Consider the following 23,456-nt stretch of genomic DNA (forward strand, 5'->3'; position numbering starts at 1 on the left):
GCACAGTGGTGAAGTTGCGGCCGAGAACTTTCCAGAACTGCCTGTTGAGGCAATCAACTGGGAGACCTCAACTCGGATGCAGCGCTCGGCCGGCGTTGCGATCTACGACCAGCAGAGTGAGCAGATCACGATTCGCCTCTCGTGGGATGCTTATGAAGCGTATGGATGGGAGCAGTTTTCTCGAGTCGTGCGCCACGAGTTAATTCATGCTTGGCAGTATCACGAGTACAGCAAGGCCGATCACGGGTCGACTTTCAAACAGTGGGTTGAACCGTTGGAGACGGATCGTCATTGTGAGCAGTACGCTGAGCCGAACTACTGGGTCATCTGTGAGGAGTGTGGAAGTCGTGATCCACGATATCGCCGATCGAAGGTCGTGAAACAACCCGAGAAGTACTCATGTGGGCGGTGTGGCGGTGCGATCTCGATCGAGTATGTGTAGCAGAGATCTGATCGTCTGCCGCCCTTGTTCAACAGACTGCCCTCGATGAGCCATGATGTTGCACAAGGCACTCTACGGACGAGAAGGAGGCATCCGACCAAGCCAGACACCACCCTGCAAGTGTTAATGTACCCTCTATCATCACATTCCGCTGCTACATCAAAGACACCACCCTGCAAGTGTTCTGTGACGAGGGCTGAGAAAGATCCAGCTGTATTCACAGAAAACACAGCGCGGATGCCCCGGGGCTTGACCCCGAGGCAGTTTACCTAAATCGAGGCGCTAAGGCCCCTTCCTCAACGAGCGACCGGAGGGAGCGAGTAGGGAGGGGATACAGCGCCGCACAGTTCTCATACGTGTTCGGTAGCAAGCCCGCAGGCCTACGATTCGATAGACTTGAGTTATAACAGAGTATATACACAGTTAATGGATCGGCACAAAATCGAGGGCGACGAAGTCCTCGACCGAGATGTTCACCCGGTCGGAAACGGCGCGCACGTCCTCGTCCCGAAACGGTAGATCGGAGCGGACGTGAAGGTCGTCCGCATTTCCGACCCCGACGCCGATTCAGGCGAGTAGACCATGCGCTACAACTACAGGTATCGACTCAAACCCACCGACGAACTCCACGAGCGGTTAGCGTGGACCGTCGATACCTGCCGGCAGGTCTACAACCACTTCCTTCACCGACTCAACCGAGTAGACGGAACCTCCGCCTACTCCGAACAGTTACTCCTACCGAACCTCAAACGCGAGTGGTCCGACCTGAAGGACGTTCACTCGAAGGTCCTTCAGAAAGTCGTACAACGTCTGTACGACAACCTCTCGACGTTAAAGGGGCGGAAGGACAACGGCTACCGCATCGGCGAACTCAAGTGGAAAGCCCCGCAGGAATATCGCTCGATCAAGTACAGTCAAACCGGCTTCAAGCTCAACAACACGAGCGGTCGGCCTGTACTCTCTCTTTCCAAGATCGGCGACGTTCCGATGGTCTACCACCGCGAGGTTCCCGACGACGCCACGATCAAAGAGGTCGTCGTGAAGCAGGAACCCACGGGCGAATGGTTCGCTGTTCTCGGGATCGAAACCGAGAACGACGCGCCACCGAAGCCCGAGAATCCCGAGCGGTGCGTCGGCATCGACGTGGGTATCCTGAAGTACGCTCACGACAGCGACGGAACCGCCGTCGAAGGTCCCGACCTCTCCGACGAACGCGAGCGGTTGGAGCGCGCACAACGCGACCTCTCGCGGAAACAACACGGCTCGGCGAACTACCACAAACAACAGCGCGTCGTGGCCCAACGCCACGCCGACCTGAAGCGAAAGCGTCGGGACTTCCTTCACAAGCTCTCGAACTACTACGCTCGGGAATACGACCTTGTGGCGGTCGAAGATCTCGACGCGAAAGGTCTGATGGAACTTCCATCGAACAGCCGCAACCGTGCCTCGGCGTCATGGGCAACGTTCCTCCGAATGTTGGAGTACAAGTGCGACCGCGAAGGCACGCATTTCGTCGCCGTCGATCCGCGCGGGACGACGAAAGAGTGTTCCAACTGTGGCGTTTCGACCGACAAACCGCTGTGGGTTCGGGAACACTCGTGTCCTTCGTGCCGGTTCGAGGCGGACCGCGACCTCAACGCCGCCTACAACATCCTTTCTCGCGGACTCACCGAAATAGGGGTGGTTCACCCCGATTCAATGCCTGCGGAGACTGCGCTCCCTGTGGGGACCGATTCGGTTCCTGCAAAGCGCGTCGTGGAAACAGGAAGCCCCGTCCTCAGCGAGGCCGTCAGGCCGAGCAGGGCGGGGTAGTTCACACCACCATGCAAGTGTTCTATCGAAGACGATATGAAGAGCAGCTATGCAAATCGGAAGAGGTCCCGTTGTTCAGCCTCAAGTTTATCGGGAGCCTGGTATGAGGTTGCTTGTCCCTTCTGGTAGTGCTCAAGGATTTCATAGACATTACTGGGAAGGACACCACCGAGGCGACTATCCTGTTCGCAAGCTTTGATGATGTCCTCGGGAGTATCGGTGACTTCATAGATATAGGTCCGGCCACCTTTACGGCCGAGATTACGCTCAGTCGAGCGTGCAAGCCCAAGCATACAAAGTTGATCCAGAAATTCGTAGAACTTGCGTTCGGAAACTTGGTCCGCATTAGCTGAAGCGGCGAGTTTCGTATATAGGTTATAGATATGCTTTGTCCGAGCTTCTTTTTGTGGTTCGATGACCATCAGTGTCGTTGAGATATAGGCTAATCCTTGCTGAATTGAGAGTTTGTCGTCGAAGTAGTCGAGAATTTCATCTGTCTCAATATTTTCTGTCGCTTCACGAACATGGTCTTCGTCGACGATCGACGACCCCTCCATTCGTGCATACTCACCGGCTTTTTCTAAGATACGAAGTCCCTGTCGAACGTCGCCACGCTCCTGTGCCGCGAATGCTGCAGCAAGCGGGATAACATCATCATCAAGGACATCGCCTTTGAAGGCGAGATCTGCGTAATAAGTAAGGATATCTCCTAGTTGGCTCGCATTATATGGGCCAAACTCGATCTCTCGTTCCCCCAATGTCGATTTCACTTTTGGCTCAAGTGCATCGACGAATTTTAGATTGTTAGAGATACCAATGAGACCGATTTTTGCATCGCTGATTGGTGTATCTTCGTTGGCTTCAGCTCGTGGGAGGTCATAGAGGAAGTCGTTACGAGCATCTGGAGGAATGTTGTCGATCTCGTCGAGAATGAGGAGGACGTTGCCGCCGAGCGATTCGATTTCTTCATAGAGGAAGTTGAAAACACGATCTGTGCTATGGCCGCTTTCAGCTACTTGATCGTCTGCTGGTCGTAGTTCGTTGACGATCGTCGTAACGAGCCGATACGCGGTCTTGTAGTGGCGGCAGTTAATTGGTCCGACGATATGAAGCGGTACTGATCGTCGCTGAGCCTCGCGCTGTAACTTCTCGCGCATCCACTTCGTTACAGCGGTTTTCCCAACACCTGTCGGTCCGTACACGAAGACGTTATTCGGTTCATGACCTTCGACGATATCTTGAAGAGAGTTCGTATAGAGCTTGATCTCTTCGTCTCGATGCATGATCTCGTCGGGCTCATAGGAGTCCTTCTTGAGCGGCTGTTTCCAGGCAAAGATCAGATCCTCGTCCTGAAATGGGTTCTCGTTGTGATCCATCCGTAGTTCTTGAGTTGTCCGGTCACTCACACTCCGTCTCCATAAAGATTCCTACCCCCCTGCAAGTGTTACATCTGTTTTGATTGCTTATATACCCCACACCCACCACTCTGCAAGTGTTCCAGGTGAATCAAAGGTCCCCCGTTGTTGATCCACGCTAAGAGGGGAAATGAGACAAGAAATCAGCGGGAAGAGACCTCCCAGCACTAGCTAGTTTCTTCTCTACTACTAGCTCTAGTTCTAGTAGTTATTTTATAGTTTAGGGTAGAAGCAATTCTAGTGCCAGAGAAACGTCTCTAGTGAGGCTTCTGAGGGAATCTTCGTATTTGGCCGCTCCTCTTTATATTCTCCTCTTGTTTTGCTTCTCTCCCCCTCTGATTCGTAGCCATAGAACACTTGCACGGTGGTGGGTGTGCCTATGAGAGTATCTTACCGTGTTGATCTTCACCACTTCTTCAAGAGAGAGAGAGTAGACCGGTATAACAGGGTGATCCTATTGACTGACCCCGTGGATTCGCTCAGCACGTTCACAGATCTTGAAGAGACTGCTGTTCCCTCGCCCCTATCCAGGTGTATCAAAATCAATATCGCCATATACAGTTTATACTTATGCTATATTGCGATGTTACGCTTGTAGAGCCTCTAAACCCTCTATATTCACGAACCAATCCTCGAGCTATGATGGTCCTGATTACTTCAATAATCACGACCAATTTCCACCACCTCGGCGCTGTCGGGTAAGCACGAACACTGCAACCACCCCATGAGGCCGCTTTCCCCCAGAGTTGATCGAAGAAAAGAGGGTAGCAAAATCGCGGCGGCCAATCTCCCTCTGTAGTCGAATTATCGGACTTGCTGCTCACGAACGGGGTCCTTTGTTCTCCTCGGTCGAGCTGACCAGCCTGTAGCTAAGGATACCTTTCTCCACTCCGGATAAACCGTCCTCGCGGTCTATGAGAACTTAAGCAACGAACTGGCTTCCTATAAAGTTCTTATAGTAGTGGTCCGTAAGACGGCATATGAACCACGAGACGGAAACGAAGAGCTCTCTAGGGGCTTCGGTTTCGCTCTCTATACCTGCTCGTGACCCGGATTTATTCAAACACAAGGCAACCAGCGATGTCCTCCTCTTTTTAATTAACCATCGGTTCGGTGATTTCTCGCTTCGAAAGATTGCAAGCCACACTGGGCACTCACATCAGTCTGTGCGACGAGCTGTAACTGTCCTCAGTTCGAATAAACTGGTCGTTGAATCACCGGAAAGTAACCAGCGACTCGTTCAGATCAACCGCAATCGACTCTCTATTCCGGATGACCCGATTCTCCGAATTCCCCAGCCAGAATACCACCGACCTGTGAAAGCGGCGGTAGAAGAGCTTCACGAGAAGATCAGTGATGTAGTTGGCATCATCCTCTACGGGAGTGTCGCTCGGGGAGAAGCTGACCGACGAAGTGATATCGATCTCTGGGTGCTTACTCGATCCGGACGGGCTGAAAGTCAACGGGAAGCGAACGCCGTTGCTCGTGACCTCGAGGAGGTATCATTCGATGGGGACCGGTATGCATATGATATTGACGTTGAGGCTGTCCAAGCAATTCCAACCTATACTGAGGATATTCGGGAAATCGTCGTTTCGGGAATCCCGATCTACAAGACAAGTGACTTCGAAACCGTCGAAAACCTCCTGTTGGAGGAAGGAAGCAAGGATACGGACGGAGGTAAGGATGGGTAGTGGTTCAGATCCGAACGCGGTTCTCACGGCACTAGGACGCGCCCAGGATGCCTTCGAGATGGTTGGACGAGGTCGGACAGAGTTCGAGGAAGGAATTAGCGCCAATGTAGATTGGAAGACACAGCTCACAAAAGCATGTAGGCTTCTCGAAGTTGTCGAAACACTCCAACTTCAGGATGGGTATTATACTGCCGTCATCGAGATCTGTTTTGGGGCTATTGAACGATCGATCGAGGCGTATGCCCTCTCGATGACGAACGATACGCTCCAGGACTTCCAGGATCACCAGTTCAGTTACGACCGTGCACACCAAATTGGACTGTTCGAGAGGGAGACCGCAGACGAGATGAAGGCTCTCTATAGCGATAATCGGACCGAGAGTTATTACGGAGGTGGCAGACCGACAGCGGAGCAAGCCGATGCAATGACTGAATTAGCGATCGCTGTCCACGAGTTCTCGGTGAGTCAAATCCGAGAAGGTGGCGTCTGTTTGTGTGACTAACTACGGGAGACACTGCGAGGAAACTACAATGAAACGAGATACACCAATGAATCGAGTGCAGTCGACTCCTCTCACCGAGACGTTCGAGCGCTATCTCCAGGATAAAGGAAAAGGCCGCGGCGGAAACGGTGGAAACTATCGACGGAACGTAGCCCGCGAGCTTGAGCGGTTTGCAGAGTGGACTACTGGTGAGCGCGGTTCCGATGACTGGACGGGGATCATCCCGACCGACAGTGACAGAGAACCCACTTTCGAGGAGCTTGACGAACGAGTCTTCCGTGAATACGCCCGTCACCTTGCTGGCGACCGTGGACTCAAACAGAACACTGCCCAAACCTATTATCGGTATCTCTCTGCGTGGTGTGGCTGGTGTGTCAATGAAGGCTATCTAGAAGCCCATTATGCTCAGCGAGCCAGTGCGATGGCCCCGCTCCCTGATGATGATGGTCGTAAGCCCGGTGATCAGCAAGCGTGGACGTCCGAGCAGCGCCATGTCCTCACTCGATTCGTTGATGAGCAGGCTCGAGATGCCATTGAGGAGTTCACAACACTACCTGAGGAGACTGCGCCTCTCGACAAGCAGCGAACCCGCTACACCGCCTTGAAGGCGACACGAGACCGTGCTCTCGTTTTCGTTCTCGCGTACACTGCCGTTCGGGTTGGTGAACTCCTTCGTGACCCGAATGATCCGCGTCGACGCGGTGTCCGGTGGACGGACCTTTCCTTTGAGGAGGGGAGTATGGACGTCTATCGAAAGAAACAGCAGTGGGATGCTGCGAGTCTTCCTGATCCAGTGATTGGGCCGCTTCGAAGTTATCGGAAGCTTCTGGATCCGCCCAGCGAGCGGTGGCCAGTCTTTCCGACGTTCGACCAGCGGACGCTCGCATCGCTTGTACGCAAGGAGCTGGCTGATCGAGGGCAACGGCCCGACGCAATCGACGAGCAGCGAGCAGCGTCCGCTCGTGACTTGCTGTTGGCTCTTGAAGAAGACATTCGCCCGCCGTCGATCACAACAGACGGGGCACGATCAATTCTACAACGTCTTTCGGAGGCTGCTGATATTACTATTGACCATCCCAGACACGACTATCTTGCACCGCATGGTGGCCGACGCGGGATGGGCGAGGTTCTTGTTCGAGCATTCGGGTATACTGTTGCTGCCCGCTATCTCGACAACTCTGAGGAAATGGTTCGAGAGCGCTACTCACATATTGAGGCCGGGGAACTGGGAGACGTCGCAACAGAGGCGCTCGATGAGATCGACGGTGGTCGGCTCTGACTCGGTGTTGATCTCCGGTCCGATCAGATTCTGTGCATAGTAGAGGCCCCTCATAAGCCTCAGAACTACTAACGCAGTCTCGGCGGTGAACAAGCTGTGTTTTCTCTTCGCTCCTTCCTTTCTAGATCCGCTTCTTTGCGGACCTTGTGCAACATTGGGACTTACTCGATCAATGTTGTACAAGGCATTGTCGACACTCTCGACATTCTACATACTGCACAATTTCTACAAATTGCACAGAGTCTACAAACTCGAAATCGTGCTCTGGCCCCTAAAATTCTACAATTTCTACAAGGCTAACACAATCTCAAAATTTTACACATTGTGAACATCTTAAGAAATGTGAAAATTCCAAAAAGTGTCGATAGATTAAAGTCCCCCTCGTAATATGGTATAGACTGTTCATGAGGCTAAACACTGTACACACTCCGAAATCTTTAGACATTGTAGAAATTGTAAACGGTGGCCAGAATCCATGACTTCGAATACTTCTCAACCGCATGCGGTTAGTGTCGCACTCCAGAAAGGCGGTGTTGGGAAGACGACGCTTGCTATTAATCTTGCAGATCGGCTCACTGCACAGGGCCATGAGGTCCTCTTGGCCGATCTCGATCAACAGGGAAACGCAACCGAAGGTGTTGGGCTTGCAGAACACTATACGGCAGACACTCATCTTGGACACTTTTTAGAAGACGAAGACAGTGTACAATTTTCAGACATTGTACACAGCGCTCACGGGTTTGATGTCCTGCCAGCGAACAAGGACTACGACGATCTTGAAGATAAAATCAGAACGACCTCGTTTGCTGAACTCTGGCTTCGTCGGCAGATCGTTGATCCGTTCCTTGGCGATACATACGATTACATTGTCTTTGACTCGCCACCGAACCTGGGGCCACTCTCAGATGCATCCCTCGTTGCGAGTCGGAACGTGGTCATTCCTTTATTGATGAGTGAACCGAGCGTCAGTGGCTTCGAGCGGATGTACACCCAGCAGATACAACCGCTGCGCAATGAGTTTGAGATCAATATCCTGGCGATCGTCCCTAACGCCCTTTCAGGCGACAACGAAGAACGGCGTATTATCGGCGACCTCGAAGAATCTCAGTTTGGGTCGCTTCTCCCTACTTTTGCACGGTCCGCACAATTTGATGAATCGCCTGGACCGGGGATCCGTTCACGGATCGCATTCAAGCGTGCCTATCGAGAGGGTAAACCGCTCGCGAAGTTTGAACCAGAAAACGACATGATTCCACGGCTCGATGAACTTGCTACGATCGTCGAAAACGGGGGGATAGAGGATGGTTGATGAGAACCGCTTTGCTGGCCTCGCAGATGCTGAGGCAGGCGAATCTGACGATGAAACCAACAGCGAGACTGAAGCCACCCCTCAAGACAGATTGGCCGAACCCGAACAGGCTACTGGAGCAGATACTCCAGAAGAGGATGATTCCGATCCTAGTGCTGGACCCGCCTTCTCGTTTGATGAGACCACTGCAAAGAGTATCTACGTCCGCGAAGACACTCTCGATCTCCTCGAAGATACTGAATTAGAAGTTGAACTCCGTCTCAGACAAGAATCTGACATCCGTGATGTGACTGGGCGTGAAGTTATGGACGCTGTTCTCCGTGTTGCAGCAGCGAATCCGGATGCTATTGCTGACCAAATTGTTGCCGAGCGTGACGGCTACACTGACGAGTGAGAGCCTTCCATTCATTGTTTTTGCCGGACTTTCTGCAATCACTCTGACTGACTTCTTTTTGATTTAGTTGCTAAGGGCCCAAAACCACCCTTGTGCAACAGTACTATATTTACTGTTGCCCAATGTTGCACAAGGAAAATGACTCCGACTGCACCGTCATCGCTCCCGAATTACCTCGCCGACGGGCTTCCCAAACAGGACGACGAGACCCTGCAGGAAGTCCAAGAATACGTCGACGAGCTGCTTGCCGCTCGCGAACACCGTCGAAGCGAGCCAGTGAGCGAAGACGAACTGCCTGAGGATGCCCAGGTGCTTGAGAACGAATCAAGCGGCGCTGTGTATCTCGAGTATCGAACGTGCGGTGATGAGAGCTGTTCGTGTATGAGCGGTGGTGCAAAGCATGGCCCCTACAAATATCGGGCCTATCGCGACGGAGACACTGTGCGGCGGGAGTATCTGGGTAAAGCGTCCGGCAGCGATACGGACTGACTCTATTGTCTCGGTGGGCCGATCACAGCAGCTATTGGTCCGACGAAGATATTCTCATACGATGATGTCGAAGCTTGAAACTGATTCTCTCACCAAAGCTATCGGTGGTGAACTTATCGTCGACTCCATTTCTCTTCGTGTCAAGGAGTCCACTGTCCTCGCTATTATCGGTCCATCGGGAGCGGGCAAATCATCGTTTCTTCGGCTTCTTAACCGTCTCGATGAACCGACCGATGGATCCGTCTATCTCGACGGCACTGACTATCGAGAGATCGACCCCCAGGAGCTTCGACGGCATGTTGGATTCATCTCACAAGAGTCGGCGCTTCTTCCCGGCAGCGTCCGCGAAAACGTCGCTATGAGCGATCGAATACGGGACAAGCCAATCAATGAACAGCGAGTAACGAGACTTCTCGATCGAATGCATCTCCCGGGATACGAGAATCGGGCAGTGTCGGACCTCTCAGGAGGTGAACGCCAGCGGGTTTCGATTGCTCGGACGCTCTATGTTGAGCCGGAGGTGTTGCTCCTCGACGAGCCCACTGCCCATCTCGATACGGCGACCGAAATGGAGATCGAAGAACTACTCGCAGAGCTGATCCACAATAACGACTTGACCTGTGTCATCGTTACACACGACACCGCACAGGCGAGGCGACTCGGTGATCGCGTCGTTCGATTCGAGGCTGGTAAGATTACTGCAAACGGAACACCCGAGGAGATCATCGGATGACCGAAGCCATGCTTGAGACGGTTCTCGACCAGGTGAGTGATCCGGTTATCGTCACAGGATTCATTCAGATACTTGCAGCGATCATCCTCGCCACGGTGGTACTGGGAGTAGTCTACGTCCGCGATCTTGATTTCGAACGAGAGGTCATCACTACGTCGGGTCGCGGCTGGTGCAAGTCGTCGTGGCCGGAGCAGTAATCGGCATTCTGTTAGCAGCCCACCTCGCGTGGGCGGCAGTCGTTCTCGCGTTCATGATCGTCGTTGCTGGATGGATCTCGATGAAACGCGGCGTCGCGATTCCGGGCGTGTTCCGGAGTTCAGTGGCATCGATCGGATTCGGTGCAGGAGCCGTAATCGTGATGATGACGCTTGCGGGCGCGATAGAGACGACGATGCGCGATCTCATCGTCATCGGGAGTATGATCATCGCAAACGCGATGAAGACCAATTCACTGGTGTTAGATCGGTTCACGGGCGAGGTCGTTTCGAATCGTTCGGAGATCGAGGCGATGTTGAGCGTCGGTGCCTCGCCGGATCAAGCGATTCGTGAGTACGTCTCGACGAGCGTTTATGCATCGATCATCCCGATCCTGGATAGTATCAAGAGTCTCGGTATCGTTCAGATTCCAGGGCTCATGGCGGGGATGATCATCGCTGGAGCGAACCCGATCTACGCAGCCCAGTACCAGTTTGTGATCATGCTGATGATTTTCGCAGCAGGCGGATTGACTGTCGTTGTGAACACCATTCTTCTTAGTCGCCGGGTATTCACCGATGCGAAGCAACTCGACAAGGGTGTTCTCGACGCGATAGAGTCCTAACACGGGAGTTTTAATCCGCCTCAGAGGACGGCCCACCGTATGTCTAGGACGACACACTATAATATCGTAATCGTAGGTGGGGGTATCGTGGGGCTTATAACAAGTATCTTCACCCTCCGACATGAGCTTATGATAGCTGTGTTGTCGGATAAGCGGTTGATTTGATCCGAGGAAAGAGATCGCATTGGACGCAACCGCCTGGAAAATAGTGGGCCGATACTGCGGCTAGCAAATAGCTGTCTATCCCATCATTCAAGGGTTCGCGTCGCAATTCGTTTTTCAGCGAACCCCACTATGACATACTTCAGTAAAGAACATCTGGCAGATGATCTTGAGCTCGATAATCGTTTCGATCAATTGCCGGACGACGAGACGCTCGAAGAGACGATAGCAAACATCGAACGACGAAACATTACTGTGACGATCTGTGAAACCGAGGACGACGCTATAGAATATCTCAGAGACCGAATTCCAACGAACGCCTCGGTAGCGAACGGCCGATCGACGACACTCTCCGAACTCGGATTCATCGACTATCTCGAGGGAGAAGACGGATTCACCTATCTCAACGATCGCATTCGGGAAATCGATGACGACCATCGGCGTGACGAGGCGCGTCGCGAGGCGGTTACGGCGGACGTGTTTTTCGATAGCCCGAACGCTATCGCGGCGACCGGTCAGATCGTTGGAGTAAACGGGAAGGGAACGAGCCTCGGTGCGTGGCCCTACCCCGCGCGTCGTCTCATTCTCGTCAGTGGAACGAACAAAATCGTGTCGTCACTTGAGGATGCGTTAGATCGGATACGGAATGTGGCTTATCCGTTAGAGGACGCCCGAGTACAAACTGTCGAAGGACACGGAAGCGTAATTGGGAAGGTGATGATTTACGAGCATGAGAAGGAGGACAATCGAACGGAACTCGTGCTCGTAAAGGACAACTACGGTTTCTGAGATCTGAACAGATATTCACACCAGTTGCTGCAGTAGGTATGATTAGAGCAGGGACATCTGCCACTTGGAAATTCAGAAAGAGTCCGTCACGCTGATTCTCTGAATCCGATCTTAGGCGTTCAATACGGTGTAAGGGTTGCTTTCTATATCTAGTAGAGAATCATAGCTCGGACTGTCGTTTTATGCTGCTCTCTCAGAGTCCACTTCACCTAGCGCCGGTCTCCTCGCGAACGAACAACCGGCTGAAAGCTCCTATCTTTCGAGGTTAAATACATGCCGACGGGTCGCGTTGCAACTTGAGCACCGGTATTGGTATACTATCACACGCCCATCCGTTTCTGATTTCCATTCGCCGTCCTCGCCGATATATCCACAGTCCGGGCATTTTTTCTCCGAATTCTCGTATCGGTCGCGCACCCGTTCGAAGGGACTCCTTGCTGTTGGTCCCTGAGACATACTACCACATCACACGCGAGAACCAAAAATACCGGGGAATATTTCCGCATTACAGAGCAAATCATATTGAGACATTCGCAACCTGATTTGGTGTCGCATCCTTTTCATGAAACAACGGATATCGCGATAGTAGTCTAAAAGGGCTGAGCGGTATTGAGCTCGGTATCGTGCTGGGAAGTGGTGGGCAATCGGTGGTAGGGATGGACCTAACTGGGGGAGATACCTACGACCGCTTCTCGGGGTTCGCCGTCAGTGCAGTAGTTGGGTCAGTTCGTGATCGTCGAGATCCCAGTAGTGAGCAATGTCGCCGAGTAAAGCGTCGATGGTATCACACTCATAGTACCGACAGTCTTCGTGTGTTGCGTCGGTGAGTGCGCGGGCGATCAGTTGCCAGTCTTCGAACAGCCATTCGTCGGGAGTTCCGGCGGACATACCCCCTGGTGGGTCCGTCTTCCGGTATAAACTCTCGGAGGGTCTGGGTTGTAGTGCTGGGGCTCTTCAGGGATCACAAGAACACGCTCGCGGAGGTAATCCTCGAGCACTATGCTGACTTATCTATTCGAGTAGTATCTCCTCGAAACGTTTGCCCGCATTTATTTATGCCTGACAGCAGCTATATTGGATTCATGGTTACTTTGAATGAGTACCACTCCTTAGATGAGTTTGACAACAAACGCCGACAGGCTCTCGAATCACTTCTCTATAGTGATGAACAGTTCCTCTACGCAATCGACGTGTACGATGCGATATTTCTCGCAAAAAAGCGCGCATCAAAGCTTGTTCTGACGAATCAACGAGTTATTGCGTTCAAGAAGGCATTCATCAAAGAGACGTCCAAGGACTTCTCTATCGACGAAATCGCGAGCATTGAACACAACAAGGGGTACATTATGCGAAAAATCTCCTTAGAAGGGCATGGATTCTCGGAGGAGTACCAGACCCTCGAAGACTTCGGTCGTGGCTTTGTCACTGCCGTCAGAGAGCAAAAGCATCGAAACGAGGAAGGTCTGAATCCGCTCGATAAATCTGCCTTGCCCCAGCAGTCTGATAGCGGTACGGCTCAGACTGCGGCCGTCAGCAAATACGGATCACTGAAAGCCCATCTTCTCATTGCAGTCCTGACGATTTGGTGGTCATTCGGTCTCGGAAACGTGCTCTATGGTGTCTTCAGGAACTATCAGTACCGGTCAGCGGATGGCGCTTCTGACGATGATACTGAAAACCCAGCTCGCAGATAGGCGCTTTTCATTTGTGCTTCGCAGCTACTCATGCTTCTCGAGATCCAAGAGGACTCTGGCCTTCAGCACGAGCAAATACTCACTCTACTGTTGCCACTCGATACGATCACCGTTGGATCGATAGTTGGGTTGGTTCAAGACGTGATAGGGTTCCGTGAGCCACAGTCAGAAGATGGGCACGGCCGAGAGCAAGACCCAGCGGGCTGGACGCCAGACGCTGGCGCAAACACTGTGGTCGGCGAGATCTCTCGACATGAGCTTCCTGGAGCTGCTGACGCAAAAGTTGCAATCTTCCCATCCCGCGAAGACGGCATTCCATTTCTCGAGGAGAACAATGCCTGGGGATTCGTCCGTATCGGGCAGAATCCGGAGTATGTTGGGATGTACATCACCGGTGATGTAGGGGCCGTGATGTATGTTGCACGTGTCAAAGAGATCGTGCCGGCGAGCGAAGCGGCATTGTCACGCCCGCTTGAGTCATATACTGGTGATCAGGCAACGTTCGACCAGAACAAGCGTGTCGTTGTGTTTGAACCCGAGTCATTGTATGAGTTATCCGATCCAATTCCGCTGGCAACGCGTGTTCCGTATGGGCTCCAGTATACCGATTTAGAGTCGTTCCGGACCGCCGAGACCACGGACGATATTCTGTGAACTGGCCGTTCTTTCGTTAAGTGAGTTGGCATTGTTGGAACTCCTCGAACGGTGATGGATTCTAGAAGTCGTGCTGAATACAGAGCGCGTATCTGTTACAGTAATAATTGACATTTCCATTTGTTCGACGAAGTGCACCCTGAAGGTCTGGGATGCAGCCGTTGCCACCACTCGTTATCAGCCCTGGTCCCGTCGCTGGTAAGCCCTTTAGTCTCCACCAGCCGTTCTATACCACGATGAACCTGCTTCAGGTATTCCCGTGGAGTGAATCAAACCGACTGGTAGCGCTCGCCCAGCAAATTGTCGAGTTCGTCGTGGTCGCCACCGTACTCTACTTGGTGGGCCGGGTCGTGGTGGTACCCGGAATCGACTGGCTGCTCAAAGCCCGGGATGTCGAGCCCACACTGGCGTCTGCCACGCGGAAGGTCATCCGGACGGGGGTCCTGGTCGTAGCGGTGGTGTTGGCCGCAGGGTTCGCAGGCTTCACCGGGCTGCTCGGCGGGTCTACCATGCTGGCCGCGGCTGCCACGGTGGCACTAGGATTCGCCGCCCAGCAGATAATTGCCAACTTCGTCGCGGGGGTGTTCATTGTCCGCGACCACCACTTCAGTATCGGCGACTGGATCGAATGGTGCGATAACGTGGGTGTCATCGACGACATTAGCTTCCGGGTGACGCGAATCCGCACCTTCGACAACGAGGTGATGACGGTGCCAAACAGCGACCTAGCGACGAACGCGGTCACCAACCGGATGGGCAACGATACCTTACGAATTACCTGCGAATTCGGCGTCGAGTACGGCGCCGACCTCGCAGAGGTAAGAGATATCGTGCTGTCGATAGCCGACGCACACTCACACATTCTTATGGAGCCGAGACCATCGGTCCAGATCGGCGAGCTAGCTGGCGACTCGGTCGACCTCCAGGTACGGTTCTGGATCGACAACCCAAATCGACGCGAATACTTGACCGTGCGCTCGGAGTTCCTCCAGCAAGCTGTCGAGCAGCTCGCGGACGCCAACATTGAGGTCGGTACCATCACCGACCTAGCCGGCGATTTCGAGGTCCGGGCCACTGCAGAGTAGCCAGTGCCAGGCACGTCACCGCGAATGCAGTGGACGGACCGAGGGTTGAATCGGCTTACGGAACAGTTGATCGGTAGAAAGTAGAAGGGTTCGACGTTCTGATGAATGCACTCTCTCTATTCAGCACTCCCTTCTTATCACAGTCTAATAGTCTCAACGAAGCTACCAATTTTGTCATCTATGCCTGTGCGCACGTACTCCCATCTCCTGACGTGGCTAGCCTTGTGCAACAAATTGCTTCTTAAATGCGAGGTGTTGCACAAGGCTGATTCTCTTTGAGGAGCGACTACCTTCTGCTGGTCCTAGTCAACGGATACGCTCCTCACCACCGACCGACATCGTATGTATCTCGATACTGCTGGTAGTACGCCTTCTCGACAGTCCGGAGATCGAACCCACCCGGATTCCGGTCACGGAGCTTAGTGAGGAGTCGCGGGTAGTCAGAGAGCCGCAGTGCTCGATCCTCACCGAGGAGGGCCGCAATCATGTATTGATCACCGACTGCATAGTTCGTCGGCTCGTGAAATGCGAGAACGACTGTTGCGGTCGCAGGCCCGATACCGGGGATCGACGTGAGGGTGTTCAGCTGGAGCTTCGGATCGTCAACGAGGAAGGCTGCTTCGCTTATTCGCTGGACGAACGCTGCAGGAACCTCGTACATCCACTCAATGTATCGGTCTCGCCGTCCGCATTGCGCATCCAATACTTGACGATGTTCGCCGCTGAATAGCCGTGTAGTCATGGCTGATGCACCGCCGGTCGTGCAGCTTCACCATCCTGCTGATAGCCGTTTCAGCCTCAAATTCATTACTGATGAGAGAACAGATCGAATCCGGAAAGCACGGACCCTTACAGAGAATCCAGATATCGAAGTCGCGGTCCGCGAAGAGACAGTCGACGGTGATCGGCTCTATCTCCTCTATACGAAAACTCGATTCGACGCCGCCTACCAGTCGTTCGAGACGACTGCAGAGGTTCTTGAATGGCTTAACGAGCACTTTTCGGACACTGACAAACAGATTCTCTTCATCGTGATCGATGCATTTGATGGAATCATTTCGGAGACAGAAGACGCTGATGGCACCTTCTCTACGTATAAGAAAATGGATCTGGAGGCGATTCCTGCAATCCTCAATAGCGTTGAATGGCGCCAGTCAGTACCCGAAGTTGGAGCCGAACTTCTCTCTCAGTTCATTCTCACACATCCAATGCCCAATACAAACCATCGAACGGGGCTCAGCCTCCTTGACCGGTATCTTGCGTCATATGATCCGGGTGCGACACTCCCAGCAACTGGTGAAGACGGACAGTGGTACGACTGGATTAAGGGGTATATCTATGACTCAAAGCGGCTTCTTACGCTCCGTACCAATTTTCAATTGCTGTACTGGGCACGTCAGTATGGGTATGAGGCTGCTGAACGGAAAGAAGGGATTCGCATTGAGCTCTCGAGTATTGACTTAGAGCGATCTGATCCGTGGGACTATTATGCTGATCGGCATCTCGATCTCACGCGGGAATTCATCGTCTCGACAGTGCTTGAGCAAGTGGGAGCGCCTCAGCTATGTGAGCGAACGGATGACGGAAAACGGGCGTTTGCTGATCGGCTTCGGGCTGCTCGTTAGTCGGGAAGGTGAGCTAACCGGCGTCCAGTCTCATAGGCGCCCTTGCTGAGTTCCGAACGTTCCTCTGCGTTCTCTTCGAGGGCGTCCTTGAACTCGCTAAACTTCATTGTGCTACTGTGTATGTGCTTCGGAGATAAGACGGTGCTGGTTGTTTTAGTTGTAGGCAACCGATCAGAGTCGGCGGCAGTCAGCTCTTTTCTGGTACCTCAATCGCTAATAGTGCAAATGAGAGTGACTTTCCGTGTGCATCCATCCGAAGTGAAGTAGTCACACCGCCTGCGAGTGCCCCCTCAATAACGAAATTGAACGCATTGAGGTGCGGGAGGTCATAGCGGGTAACCGTACCATCAATAAGCGGAGCAAGCTCTGATTGCACTCGCTCTGCGGTTAGCTCCTCAGATAACACAGCGAAATCAGCACTATCGTAGGCAATGACGCTGATGTTAGATCGGTTGCCTTTGTCGCCAGCTCGCGCATGGGCCAACTTACGAACCTGAGTCATGCTTGTACCTCCAGTAGCTGTGGCTCAACGTGCGTTCGGTCGATGAGTGTCGATACGATCCCCACGATTTTCTGTGTCTTCATTGTTGCCCCACCGCCACCCGCTGGACCGTTTGTATAGAGCGTCTGGACTTCTCGAGCGACTCGTTTCGCAGCAGACTGTGTTGGACATTTTGCGGCAACGCGGAGACGAACCTCGTATGGCTCTTGATCATGGTTGCGTCCACGGTCTCCATGAAGCGAGTCTCTGCCGATATGATCGACGTGCAGCTCGTCCCAAGGGATATCCTCCAATCGCTTACGAACGATCTCTTCGGCCAACTCAGCTCGTTTCGTTGCTCCTGGTCCTGCGTAGGAGATTTGTCCCTCTCCCAAATGTGAGTCGATGTATCCGACGCTCACTTTGAGCGTCTCAGGGTGTACTTCCGCATCGGCTCTAGTAACTTCGACTCGGTCTTGTTCTACTTCCGTGAACTTGACGTGGCTAAAATCAGCGACCGCATCCGGTGTTATGTATTCGCTTGGATCATGCACTTCGTAGAGAAGTTGCTCTGTACAGGTTCGGGTATCAATTACTCCCCCCGTGTTCGGGAGCTTCGTGATCGTTACTTCTCCCGATTCGCTAACCTCTCCGATCGGGAATCCAAGCTGATCTAATCCAGCTACGTCCTTGTAACCGGGATCGGCGAAGTATCCGCCCGTTACTTGCCCAGCACACTCAAGCAGATGCGCCGCGACGATTCCCTGCCCAATCAGTTCTGAGTTGGTCAATGGCTCCACCTGCCATCCAAACTCGTAAAGCATTGGTGCCAGAAAGAGCGACGGATCGGCAACACGGCCCGTCAAAACGATATCAGCGCCGTTCTCAAGCGCTTTCACGATCCCATCAGCACCCAGATAGGCATCAGCTGATACAGCCTCGTTTTCATATTCGTGAATCGATTCGCCACCAAATGTCTCTGATTGGAACTGCCCGAATGCATCGAGGACATCTGATCCAGAGACACCGGCGATTTGAGCGTCGTACTCTGTTTCTTGGACTATTTCAGCCGCTTTTCGTACTGCCCCTTCTACGTTCGCAGCCCCCATGTTCGAAACGATCGTAATCTCGTTCGAGAGGCAATTTTCTACGACTGCCCTGAGGCGCTCTTCGAGAAGGGAGTTGTAGCCTGCATCCGGATTCTCGAGTCGATCGAGTTGCGCCAGTGCGATCGTTCGTTCGGCGAGACACTCGAATACTAAGTAGTCGAGATCACCATACTCTGACAGCTCGACAGCTGGATCGATGCGATCGCCGCTGTAACCTGCTCCCGCACCGATTTGTAATGTTGTGTCGCTCATAGTAGTGGTACAGCCCCCGTGAGAATAGCTACAGCCAGCATGACTAATGAGACTAGCCACGCCCACAGGAAGGTGAATTTAATGTGTTCACCGAGGTCAACCTCAGCGAGACCGATTAGGAGATAGGTTGCTCCCGTCAGTGGTGAAATAGGGAATCCAACCGTGTGTTGACCGATGAGCGAGGCTCGGACGACTGCTTCCTCCTCGAGTCCAAACGCTGCTGCGGTTTCGGCCAACACTGGCAACACACCGAAGTAGTATGCATCCGGACTGAACACGAGGCTAGCCGGTGCCGCGATTATCCCCACAATTACAGGGATGAATCTACCGAGTGATTCTGGAATGATCATCAGGAGAATAGTTGCCATCTCCGTGATCATGCCCGATTCATTGAGCACCCCGAGGAGAATCCCTGCTGCAAAGAGGATCCCGACATACGTCATCACGTCCGGCGCGTACTCTTCGAGGATCTCTCGTTGGTCATCGTAGTCTCGAACGTTAAGAAGCAGTGCGATAACAAGTCCAACCATAAATACAATGGCTGGGCTTGTGATATCTGCCATCAGGATCGCAACGATCAGAAGTGTAAGGACAAGGTTGATCCCCCACATCCGGTTTACTGCTGCAATCTCCCCACCGACTGCGTCCTCAACAAGGGCCTCTTTTTCACTAGCTGTGAGGTCGATCGTGCGATCGACACGCCGACTAAAGTAATACGCGATTAGTATGATCGTGACAAAACCTGCAATCTGAGACGGAATCAGCGGTGTGTAGATGTTTCCCACTGTTGCGGTATCAATAGCACTGATACCCCGAACAGTGACTCCACCCCATGGAACGAGGTTCATCGTTCCTGCACTGAGTGCTACGAGTGCAGCCAGGATCTTCGTATCCACATCTAGAGCAATGTAGAGTGGGAGGAGTGCTGGAATCGTAATGAGCATGGTTGTTGCTCCTGCTCCATCCAGGTGTGTTACAGCAGCGAGTACGACGGTTCCAATCGTTAGCATAGCCGGTCGCTGTAACACTGTATCAACGACGCGATGGACGAGCGGATCAAACAAACCGTAATCTCGCATGATCGCGAAATACCATACGGCGAACGCGAACATTGCAGTAATTTCGACGATTCCAGCCAACCCTTCTCCGGCGAACTCACCGAGATCCGCAGGACCGAATCCAGCGAGAATCGCTCCCAGGACGGGGACGATAATCAGGGTTGGAATAACATAGGTTATCTTGCCGATAATGAGGACTAAGACGAGTGCAATAACCAGGTAGCCGATGATCCCCAGTTCGATGCCGCTTACTTGTCCAATGGTAAAAACCATCTCGTTACCGTTGCTGTGTAACACACTACCACCCGATCAGGAAATTATAATGAATCTTTCTCTCAATAGATAACAGGAGATAGATCTGCTCAGTCTATCGTTGGGTTGAGGATGGATTTGGTGGGGAGGTGCCTCCGACAGCTACCCGACGGTTCGTCGTCAGTGCAGTAGCTGGGCCAGTTCGCGGTCGTTGAGGTCCCAATAGTGAGCAATGTCGTCGAGTAAGGCGTCGATCGTATCGCACTCATCGCACTGGCAGTCTTCATGTTCTGCATTCCTGAGTGAGCGGGCGATCAGCTGCCAGTCGTTCCTGGTAGACCCATTGAATCCTAGACAGGGAGCGCGTCGCGTTCGGCGGCCCAGTCGTACTCGTTGAGTGCTGCTCGGATAATTGGGAGCCGGTCGGCGAAATGCTCCCATTTACTGGCGATTTCCCGCCGTGTTTCGATCTCGTCTGGATCATCAAGATCGGCGATGCTTGCTCGGAGTTCGCCTGGTGTTTCGACGGTATACGAGGTCTTCCACTCGGTAATTTGCGTGCGCATTGATTCAAGCGAAGTAGTGAGTTCTTCGCGGTCATGTTCACGTTGAAGTGCAGCGACTTCGCGATAGGTCGCCATGAGCTGATCGACACAGTAAAGCGTCTGATCACCTTGCTCGATTTTCCGAAGAACGTTGTCCTCGACGAGCTGCTCGAGGTATTTTTGTGCGGTCTTCACCGAGGCGTCTGTCTCGTTTGCGACCCAACTGGCAGTACGAGGCGTTCGAAGTGTCCGTGCGGCCGCACGGACTCGTTCTCCACGCGTCATCGAAGAGTGAGTATGACCGGAATCAGTGGACATACTCGTATTTACACGATACTGGAACATATATCGACTGCCTTGGAAATATATTCTCTAACCATAGGTTCCTCAGCCGGCGGGTAAGTGCAATATAGTCTGGGACAAGGCGCTTTCTGGGAGTAATCAAATCAGATAACTCCGCTTGTTCAGAGATATTGCGCGACAAAATCGCGATGTTCAGCAGCACGCCCATCACGCTCTACAGGCGTGTCTTGATACCAGAGCGGCAGACAGGCCATTGCATCCAGACGGCAGGTGAGCTGATACACATGCATCCGTTCGAGGGTGGCTGCATCGAATGACCAGCTGTCACGAATGCCAGTGTAGGCGGTTCGAAACGTCCTCCGCAACGCTTCGGTGCGAGCTACACTGTCAGAGTCAGGTGTAAGCAGTAATGACTCCGCACTAGCAATGTTGAACGCCGGAGCAACTGCCATGATAACGCCCCAATCAAGCACTGCCTGTGTCTGTCCGGTTTTCGGATCGATCAGTACGTTCCCGTACCGGTAATCTTGGTGGCAGTATGTTGGCGGATCAGGGTCCGGAAGCTCTGGAATTACGTCTCGAAGATACTGACGCAAACCTGGGACGAGATCGGCAAATCGCGTTGGCTCATCAGCAAGCTCCGGAAAGTACCCTCCGTCGGTGAGGCTGTCGAGCGTCTCCTCATACGACGCAAGTAACCAGTCATGGAAGTCCTCAGAGCTCGGATGATCGTCAGTATCGAGAACGGTCACGTTCCCGTTTTGAACCCCGATACGACCAATTTTCGACAGAGGCCCGAGTTCATGCAGCTCCGCGAGATTGTGGCCGGCTTCGCGGAGGATCTGATCACGGACATGCGGAGCAAGACACTGGGTGCGTCCTTCGTAATTTTCCCCGTCTACATAACTCATCACGTAGAATGGGGCTGGATATTGGTCGTGCTCATCGCAGTAACCATATACTGTCGGAACCGGGATGGTTGTTTCCTGATCAACGAGCGACATCAGTCGTGGTTCGGCCTGAACTGTCTCAGGGGCAGTCCAGTCTGCAGTTGCTGCTTTAAACACGACTTGTCGTCTTTCATCCGATGTGTGAACGTCGACAATAGCTACAAAATCAGTGCCATGGACGCTGCGATCTATTTTTTTGACGCTCCATGATGACTTGAGGTACCGGATCATCTCCCGGACTGCACTACTAGTGATATCACCTGAGGAGGAGTCCTCGTCAGCCATACCCTGCTATTTTGCTCGTTGACCGTAATATCAACGGCCCACTCGAGGTGGTTTCCTTGTGTGTCATTGAGAGGGCGATATTCAGCAGTATCTCTTATTTCTAAGCACTCTCTCAGCCGAACCTTCTATCATCTCCGCCACCGATTGCCATAGTATGCGGATTCGCGAAGCAACACCAGTAGATGCGGAGAGAATCCGTGAGGTCCACTACGAGTCTATTACGGAGCTCGGAACGCAGGCGTATGACCACGAGCAGGTCAAAGCGTGGGCAGCAGGGTGTGAATCAGCCGACTACATGTCTAGCATTACGGCTGACGAGGTCGTGTTTGTTGTTGCTGATATTGATGAGATCGTTATAGGGTTTGGATCGTTGACACTCGCTGCGCCAAATAACTATGACTCAGAGATAGAGGCGGAAATTACGGGAGTCTATGTCCATCCAACAGTCGCTCAGCAAGGTATTGGGACCTGTATCTATACAGAACTAGAACAGCAAGCACGAGCGAATGAGATTCAGTCCGTAGGGCTTTCAGCCTCTCTTAATGCAGTGTCGTTTTACGAAACGCATGGATTTGAACGGGTCCAAGAGCATACACATGAGTTTTCGAGACACGAATCCACAGGAGCCACAGGCATAGTCGTCGAAATGAAAAAGAACTGTGAGCACCATCGACAGAGTCTCTGCAGCTAAGTCTCACCCCTCAGTTTAGCAGGTCGGCCGAACTCTGCTTTACGAGACGGCGTAAGCGCCAACAGCACATGCACCAGCCATCACTACGATAGCCAGCATACCGACGGTAGTGTACAGCGCGATAGTGACACCGACGATAGCCACTATGACTGTGATTACAGAGGGCTGTCGGACGAGACGGTCGCGCTGACGGCGTTGTTCGTGTTCCAATTCGGCTTGTGTCGGGGGTCGCTGCATTGGATTTTGGGTTCTGCTCGAGTACGACGAGAGATGTCTCTCCGTGTCCCGAGCGCTTGCTGTGGTCAGGTACCGACCGCCAGAAGACGTGACCAACCACGAACGGCAGGTTAGCACCGTCTCTACAGTGCTGACTGCGTTGTGGCCGTTAGAGCACGCGCCAGACGCTTCCCACTATACGGGACAGAGGAGAGAGTGGCGCGATGAGACGTCGAAAACGCGGCCGGATGAGGCGTGCATTGATGGAATCAACGCGTGAATCCGGCCGTCGGGGAGTGCCCGACCGTGACCGGACCTAACGTTGATTGGAGAACGCGATTGGTCCGAGCTTGGTCATGTATCCGCTCATGACTGTGTAGTCATTGGCTATAAAACTACCTTGAGGCATGATGGCA

The 23,456-nt window shown here is 52.9% G+C and carries 26 protein-coding genes and 1 pseudogene; 18 read left to right on the forward strand and 9 right to left on the reverse strand.

Annotation, left to right across the window (positions count from 1 at the left end; translation table 11 throughout):
* Nucleotides 1-76: 76 nt before the first annotated feature.
* The 3 genes and pseudogenes from WOA58_RS17585 to WOA58_RS17595 all read left to right on the forward strand — a co-directional run bounded on the left by WOA58_RS17585 (nt 77) and on the right by WOA58_RS17595 (nt 2,254).
* Nucleotides 77-442 (forward strand): SprT family zinc-dependent metalloprotease, encoded by a 366-nt coding sequence (locus WOA58_RS17585; RefSeq protein ID WP_340605658.1) that lies wholly within the window; start codon nt 77-79, stop codon nt 440-442.
* 426 nt (nt 443-868) lie between these two features.
* Nucleotides 869-958: pseudogene (locus tag WOA58_RS17590) on the forward strand (DUF2080 family transposase-associated protein); the annotation flags it as partial.
* Between the two features lie 66 nt (nt 959-1,024).
* A complete protein-coding gene (locus tag WOA58_RS17595; protein WP_340605594.1) occupies nt 1,025-2,254 on the forward strand; it encodes an RNA-guided endonuclease InsQ/TnpB family protein in 1,230 nt (409 codons plus the stop codon).
* 47 nt (nt 2,255-2,301) lie between these two features.
* Here the strand turns inward: WOA58_RS17595 and WOA58_RS17600 are convergent, their stop codons facing one another.
* Nucleotides 2,302-3,630 (reverse strand): Cdc6/Cdc18 family protein, encoded by a 1,329-nt coding sequence (locus WOA58_RS17600; RefSeq protein ID WP_340605595.1) that lies wholly within the window; start codon nt 3,628-3,630, stop codon nt 2,302-2,304.
* Nucleotides 3,631-4,649: 1,019 nt separating this feature from the next.
* On the opposite strand from WOA58_RS17600, the gene WOA58_RS17605 reads away from it, so the two are divergent.
* From WOA58_RS17605 to WOA58_RS17650, 10 genes are all read left to right on the forward strand, one after another.
* Nucleotides 4,650-5,363, forward strand: a complete 714-nt coding sequence (locus WOA58_RS17605; RefSeq protein WP_340605596.1) for a nucleotidyltransferase domain-containing protein — start codon at nt 4,650-4,652, stop codon at nt 5,361-5,363.
* Nucleotides 5,356-5,865 carry a DNA-binding protein gene (locus tag WOA58_RS17610; protein ID WP_340605597.1) on the forward strand — a complete coding sequence of 170 codons (510 nt, stop codon included), beginning with the start codon at nt 5,356-5,358 and terminating at the stop codon, nt 5,863-5,865. Before WOA58_RS17605 ends, WOA58_RS17610 begins: the two co-directional genes overlap by 8 nt.
* Nucleotides 5,866-5,893: 28 nt before the next feature.
* Complete coding sequence (locus WOA58_RS17615) at nt 5,894-7,144, forward strand: phage integrase SAM-like domain-containing protein (protein WP_340605598.1); 1,251 nt, start codon at nt 5,894-5,896, stop codon at nt 7,142-7,144.
* Between the two features lie 475 nt (nt 7,145-7,619).
* Entirely contained in the window at nt 7,620-8,453 is an 834-nt protein-coding gene (locus WOA58_RS17620) for a ParA family protein (protein WP_340605599.1), read from the forward strand.
* The gene (locus WOA58_RS17625) at nt 8,446-8,847 is read left to right on the forward strand and encodes a hypothetical protein (protein WP_340605600.1); all 402 of its coding nucleotides are present in this window, start codon (nt 8,446-8,448) and stop codon (nt 8,845-8,847) included. Before WOA58_RS17620 ends, WOA58_RS17625 begins: the two co-directional genes overlap by 8 nt.
* Before the next feature lie 138 nt (nt 8,848-8,985).
* On the forward strand, nt 8,986-9,336 hold the full coding sequence (locus WOA58_RS17630) for a DUF6788 family protein (RefSeq protein ID WP_340605601.1): 351 nt from the start codon (nt 8,986-8,988) through the stop codon (nt 9,334-9,336).
* Nucleotides 9,337-9,400: 64 nt separating this feature from the next.
* Complete coding sequence (locus tag WOA58_RS17635) at nt 9,401-10,069, forward strand: ABC transporter ATP-binding protein (RefSeq protein ID WP_340605602.1); 669 nt, start codon at nt 9,401-9,403, stop codon at nt 10,067-10,069.
* Complete coding sequence (locus WOA58_RS17640) at nt 10,066-10,266, forward strand: hypothetical protein (protein WP_340605603.1); 201 nt, start codon at nt 10,066-10,068, stop codon at nt 10,264-10,266. The genes WOA58_RS17635 and WOA58_RS17640 overlap by 4 nt, the downstream gene beginning before the upstream one ends.
* Nucleotides 10,239-10,889, forward strand: a complete 651-nt coding sequence (locus WOA58_RS17645) for an ABC transporter permease (protein WP_340605604.1) — start codon at nt 10,239-10,241, stop codon at nt 10,887-10,889. Before WOA58_RS17640 ends, WOA58_RS17645 begins: the two co-directional genes overlap by 28 nt.
* Before the next feature lie 357 nt (nt 10,890-11,246).
* The gene (locus WOA58_RS17650) at nt 11,247-11,840 is read left to right on the forward strand and encodes a lactate utilization protein (RefSeq protein ID WP_340605605.1); all 594 of its coding nucleotides are present in this window, start codon (nt 11,247-11,249) and stop codon (nt 11,838-11,840) included.
* 252 nt (nt 11,841-12,092) lie between these two features.
* Here WOA58_RS17650 and WOA58_RS19140 read toward each other — a convergent pair whose 3' ends face one another.
* Entirely contained in the window at nt 12,093-12,296 is a 204-nt protein-coding gene (locus WOA58_RS19140) for an HVO_0649 family zinc finger protein (protein WP_390220978.1), read from the reverse strand.
* A 249-nt stretch (nt 12,297-12,545) separates the two neighbouring features.
* Nucleotides 12,546-12,728, reverse strand: coding sequence for a hypothetical protein (locus tag WOA58_RS17655; protein WP_340605606.1), 183 nt, complete (start codon nt 12,726-12,728; stop codon nt 12,546-12,548).
* 53 nt (nt 12,729-12,781) lie between these two features.
* On the opposite strand from WOA58_RS17655, the gene WOA58_RS17660 reads away from it, so the two are divergent.
* The 3 genes from WOA58_RS17660 to WOA58_RS17670 all read left to right on the forward strand — a co-directional run bounded on the left by WOA58_RS17660 (nt 12,782) and on the right by WOA58_RS17670 (nt 15,273).
* Nucleotides 12,782-13,534 (forward strand): PH domain-containing protein, encoded by a 753-nt coding sequence (locus tag WOA58_RS17660; RefSeq protein ID WP_340605607.1) that lies wholly within the window; start codon nt 12,782-12,784, stop codon nt 13,532-13,534.
* Between the two features lie 30 nt (nt 13,535-13,564).
* A complete protein-coding gene (locus WOA58_RS17665) occupies nt 13,565-14,188 on the forward strand; it encodes a hypothetical protein (RefSeq protein WP_340605608.1) in 624 nt (207 codons plus the stop codon).
* A 236-nt stretch (nt 14,189-14,424) separates the two neighbouring features.
* Nucleotides 14,425-15,273 carry a mechanosensitive ion channel family protein gene (locus tag WOA58_RS17670; protein WP_340605609.1) on the forward strand — a complete coding sequence of 283 codons (849 nt, stop codon included), beginning with the start codon at nt 14,425-14,427 and terminating at the stop codon, nt 15,271-15,273.
* A gap of 322 nt (nt 15,274-15,595) precedes the next feature.
* On the opposite strand, the gene WOA58_RS17675 is transcribed toward WOA58_RS17670, so the two are convergent.
* Complete coding sequence (locus tag WOA58_RS17675; protein WP_340605610.1) at nt 15,596-15,934, reverse strand: hypothetical protein; 339 nt, start codon at nt 15,932-15,934, stop codon at nt 15,596-15,598.
* A 79-nt stretch (nt 15,935-16,013) separates the two neighbouring features.
* Between WOA58_RS17675 and WOA58_RS17680 the strand changes: the two genes are divergently transcribed.
* Entirely contained in the window at nt 16,014-16,898 is an 885-nt protein-coding gene (locus tag WOA58_RS17680) for a hypothetical protein (RefSeq protein ID WP_340605611.1), read from the forward strand.
* 187 nt (nt 16,899-17,085) lie between these two features.
* Here WOA58_RS17680 and WOA58_RS17685 read toward each other — a convergent pair whose 3' ends face one another.
* The 5 genes from WOA58_RS17685 to WOA58_RS17705 form a co-directional block, all read right to left on the reverse strand.
* Nucleotides 17,086-17,400 (reverse strand): AtuA-related protein, encoded by a 315-nt coding sequence (locus tag WOA58_RS17685; protein ID WP_340605612.1) that lies wholly within the window; start codon nt 17,398-17,400, stop codon nt 17,086-17,088.
* Nucleotides 17,397-18,740: an acyclic terpene utilization AtuA family protein gene (locus WOA58_RS17690; RefSeq protein ID WP_340605613.1), complete on the reverse strand. Its 1,344-nt coding sequence runs from the start codon at nt 18,738-18,740 to the stop codon at nt 17,397-17,399. The genes WOA58_RS17685 and WOA58_RS17690 overlap by 4 nt, the downstream gene beginning before the upstream one ends.
* Nucleotides 18,737-20,095, reverse strand: a complete 1,359-nt coding sequence (locus tag WOA58_RS17695) for a CitMHS family transporter (RefSeq protein ID WP_340605614.1) — start codon at nt 20,093-20,095, stop codon at nt 18,737-18,739. Before WOA58_RS17695 ends, WOA58_RS17690 begins: the two co-directional genes overlap by 4 nt.
* 305 nt (nt 20,096-20,400) lie before the next feature.
* Entirely contained in the window at nt 20,401-20,880 is a 480-nt protein-coding gene (locus WOA58_RS17700) for a DUF7342 family protein (protein ID WP_390220983.1), read from the reverse strand.
* A 179-nt stretch (nt 20,881-21,059) separates the two neighbouring features.
* A complete protein-coding gene (locus WOA58_RS17705) occupies nt 21,060-22,133 on the reverse strand; it encodes a phosphotransferase family protein (protein WP_340605617.1) in 1,074 nt (357 codons plus the stop codon).
* Between the two features lie 154 nt (nt 22,134-22,287).
* On the opposite strand from WOA58_RS17705, the gene WOA58_RS17710 reads away from it, so the two are divergent.
* Nucleotides 22,288-22,824 carry a GNAT family N-acetyltransferase gene (locus WOA58_RS17710; RefSeq protein WP_340605618.1) on the forward strand — a complete coding sequence of 179 codons (537 nt, stop codon included), beginning with the start codon at nt 22,288-22,290 and terminating at the stop codon, nt 22,822-22,824.
* Nucleotides 22,825-23,456: the final 632 nt, after the last annotated feature.

Source organism: Halalkalicoccus tibetensis (assembly GCF_037996645.1).
Lineage (GTDB): Archaea > Halobacteriota > Halobacteria > Halobacteriales > Halalkalicoccaceae > Halalkalicoccus > Halalkalicoccus tibetensis.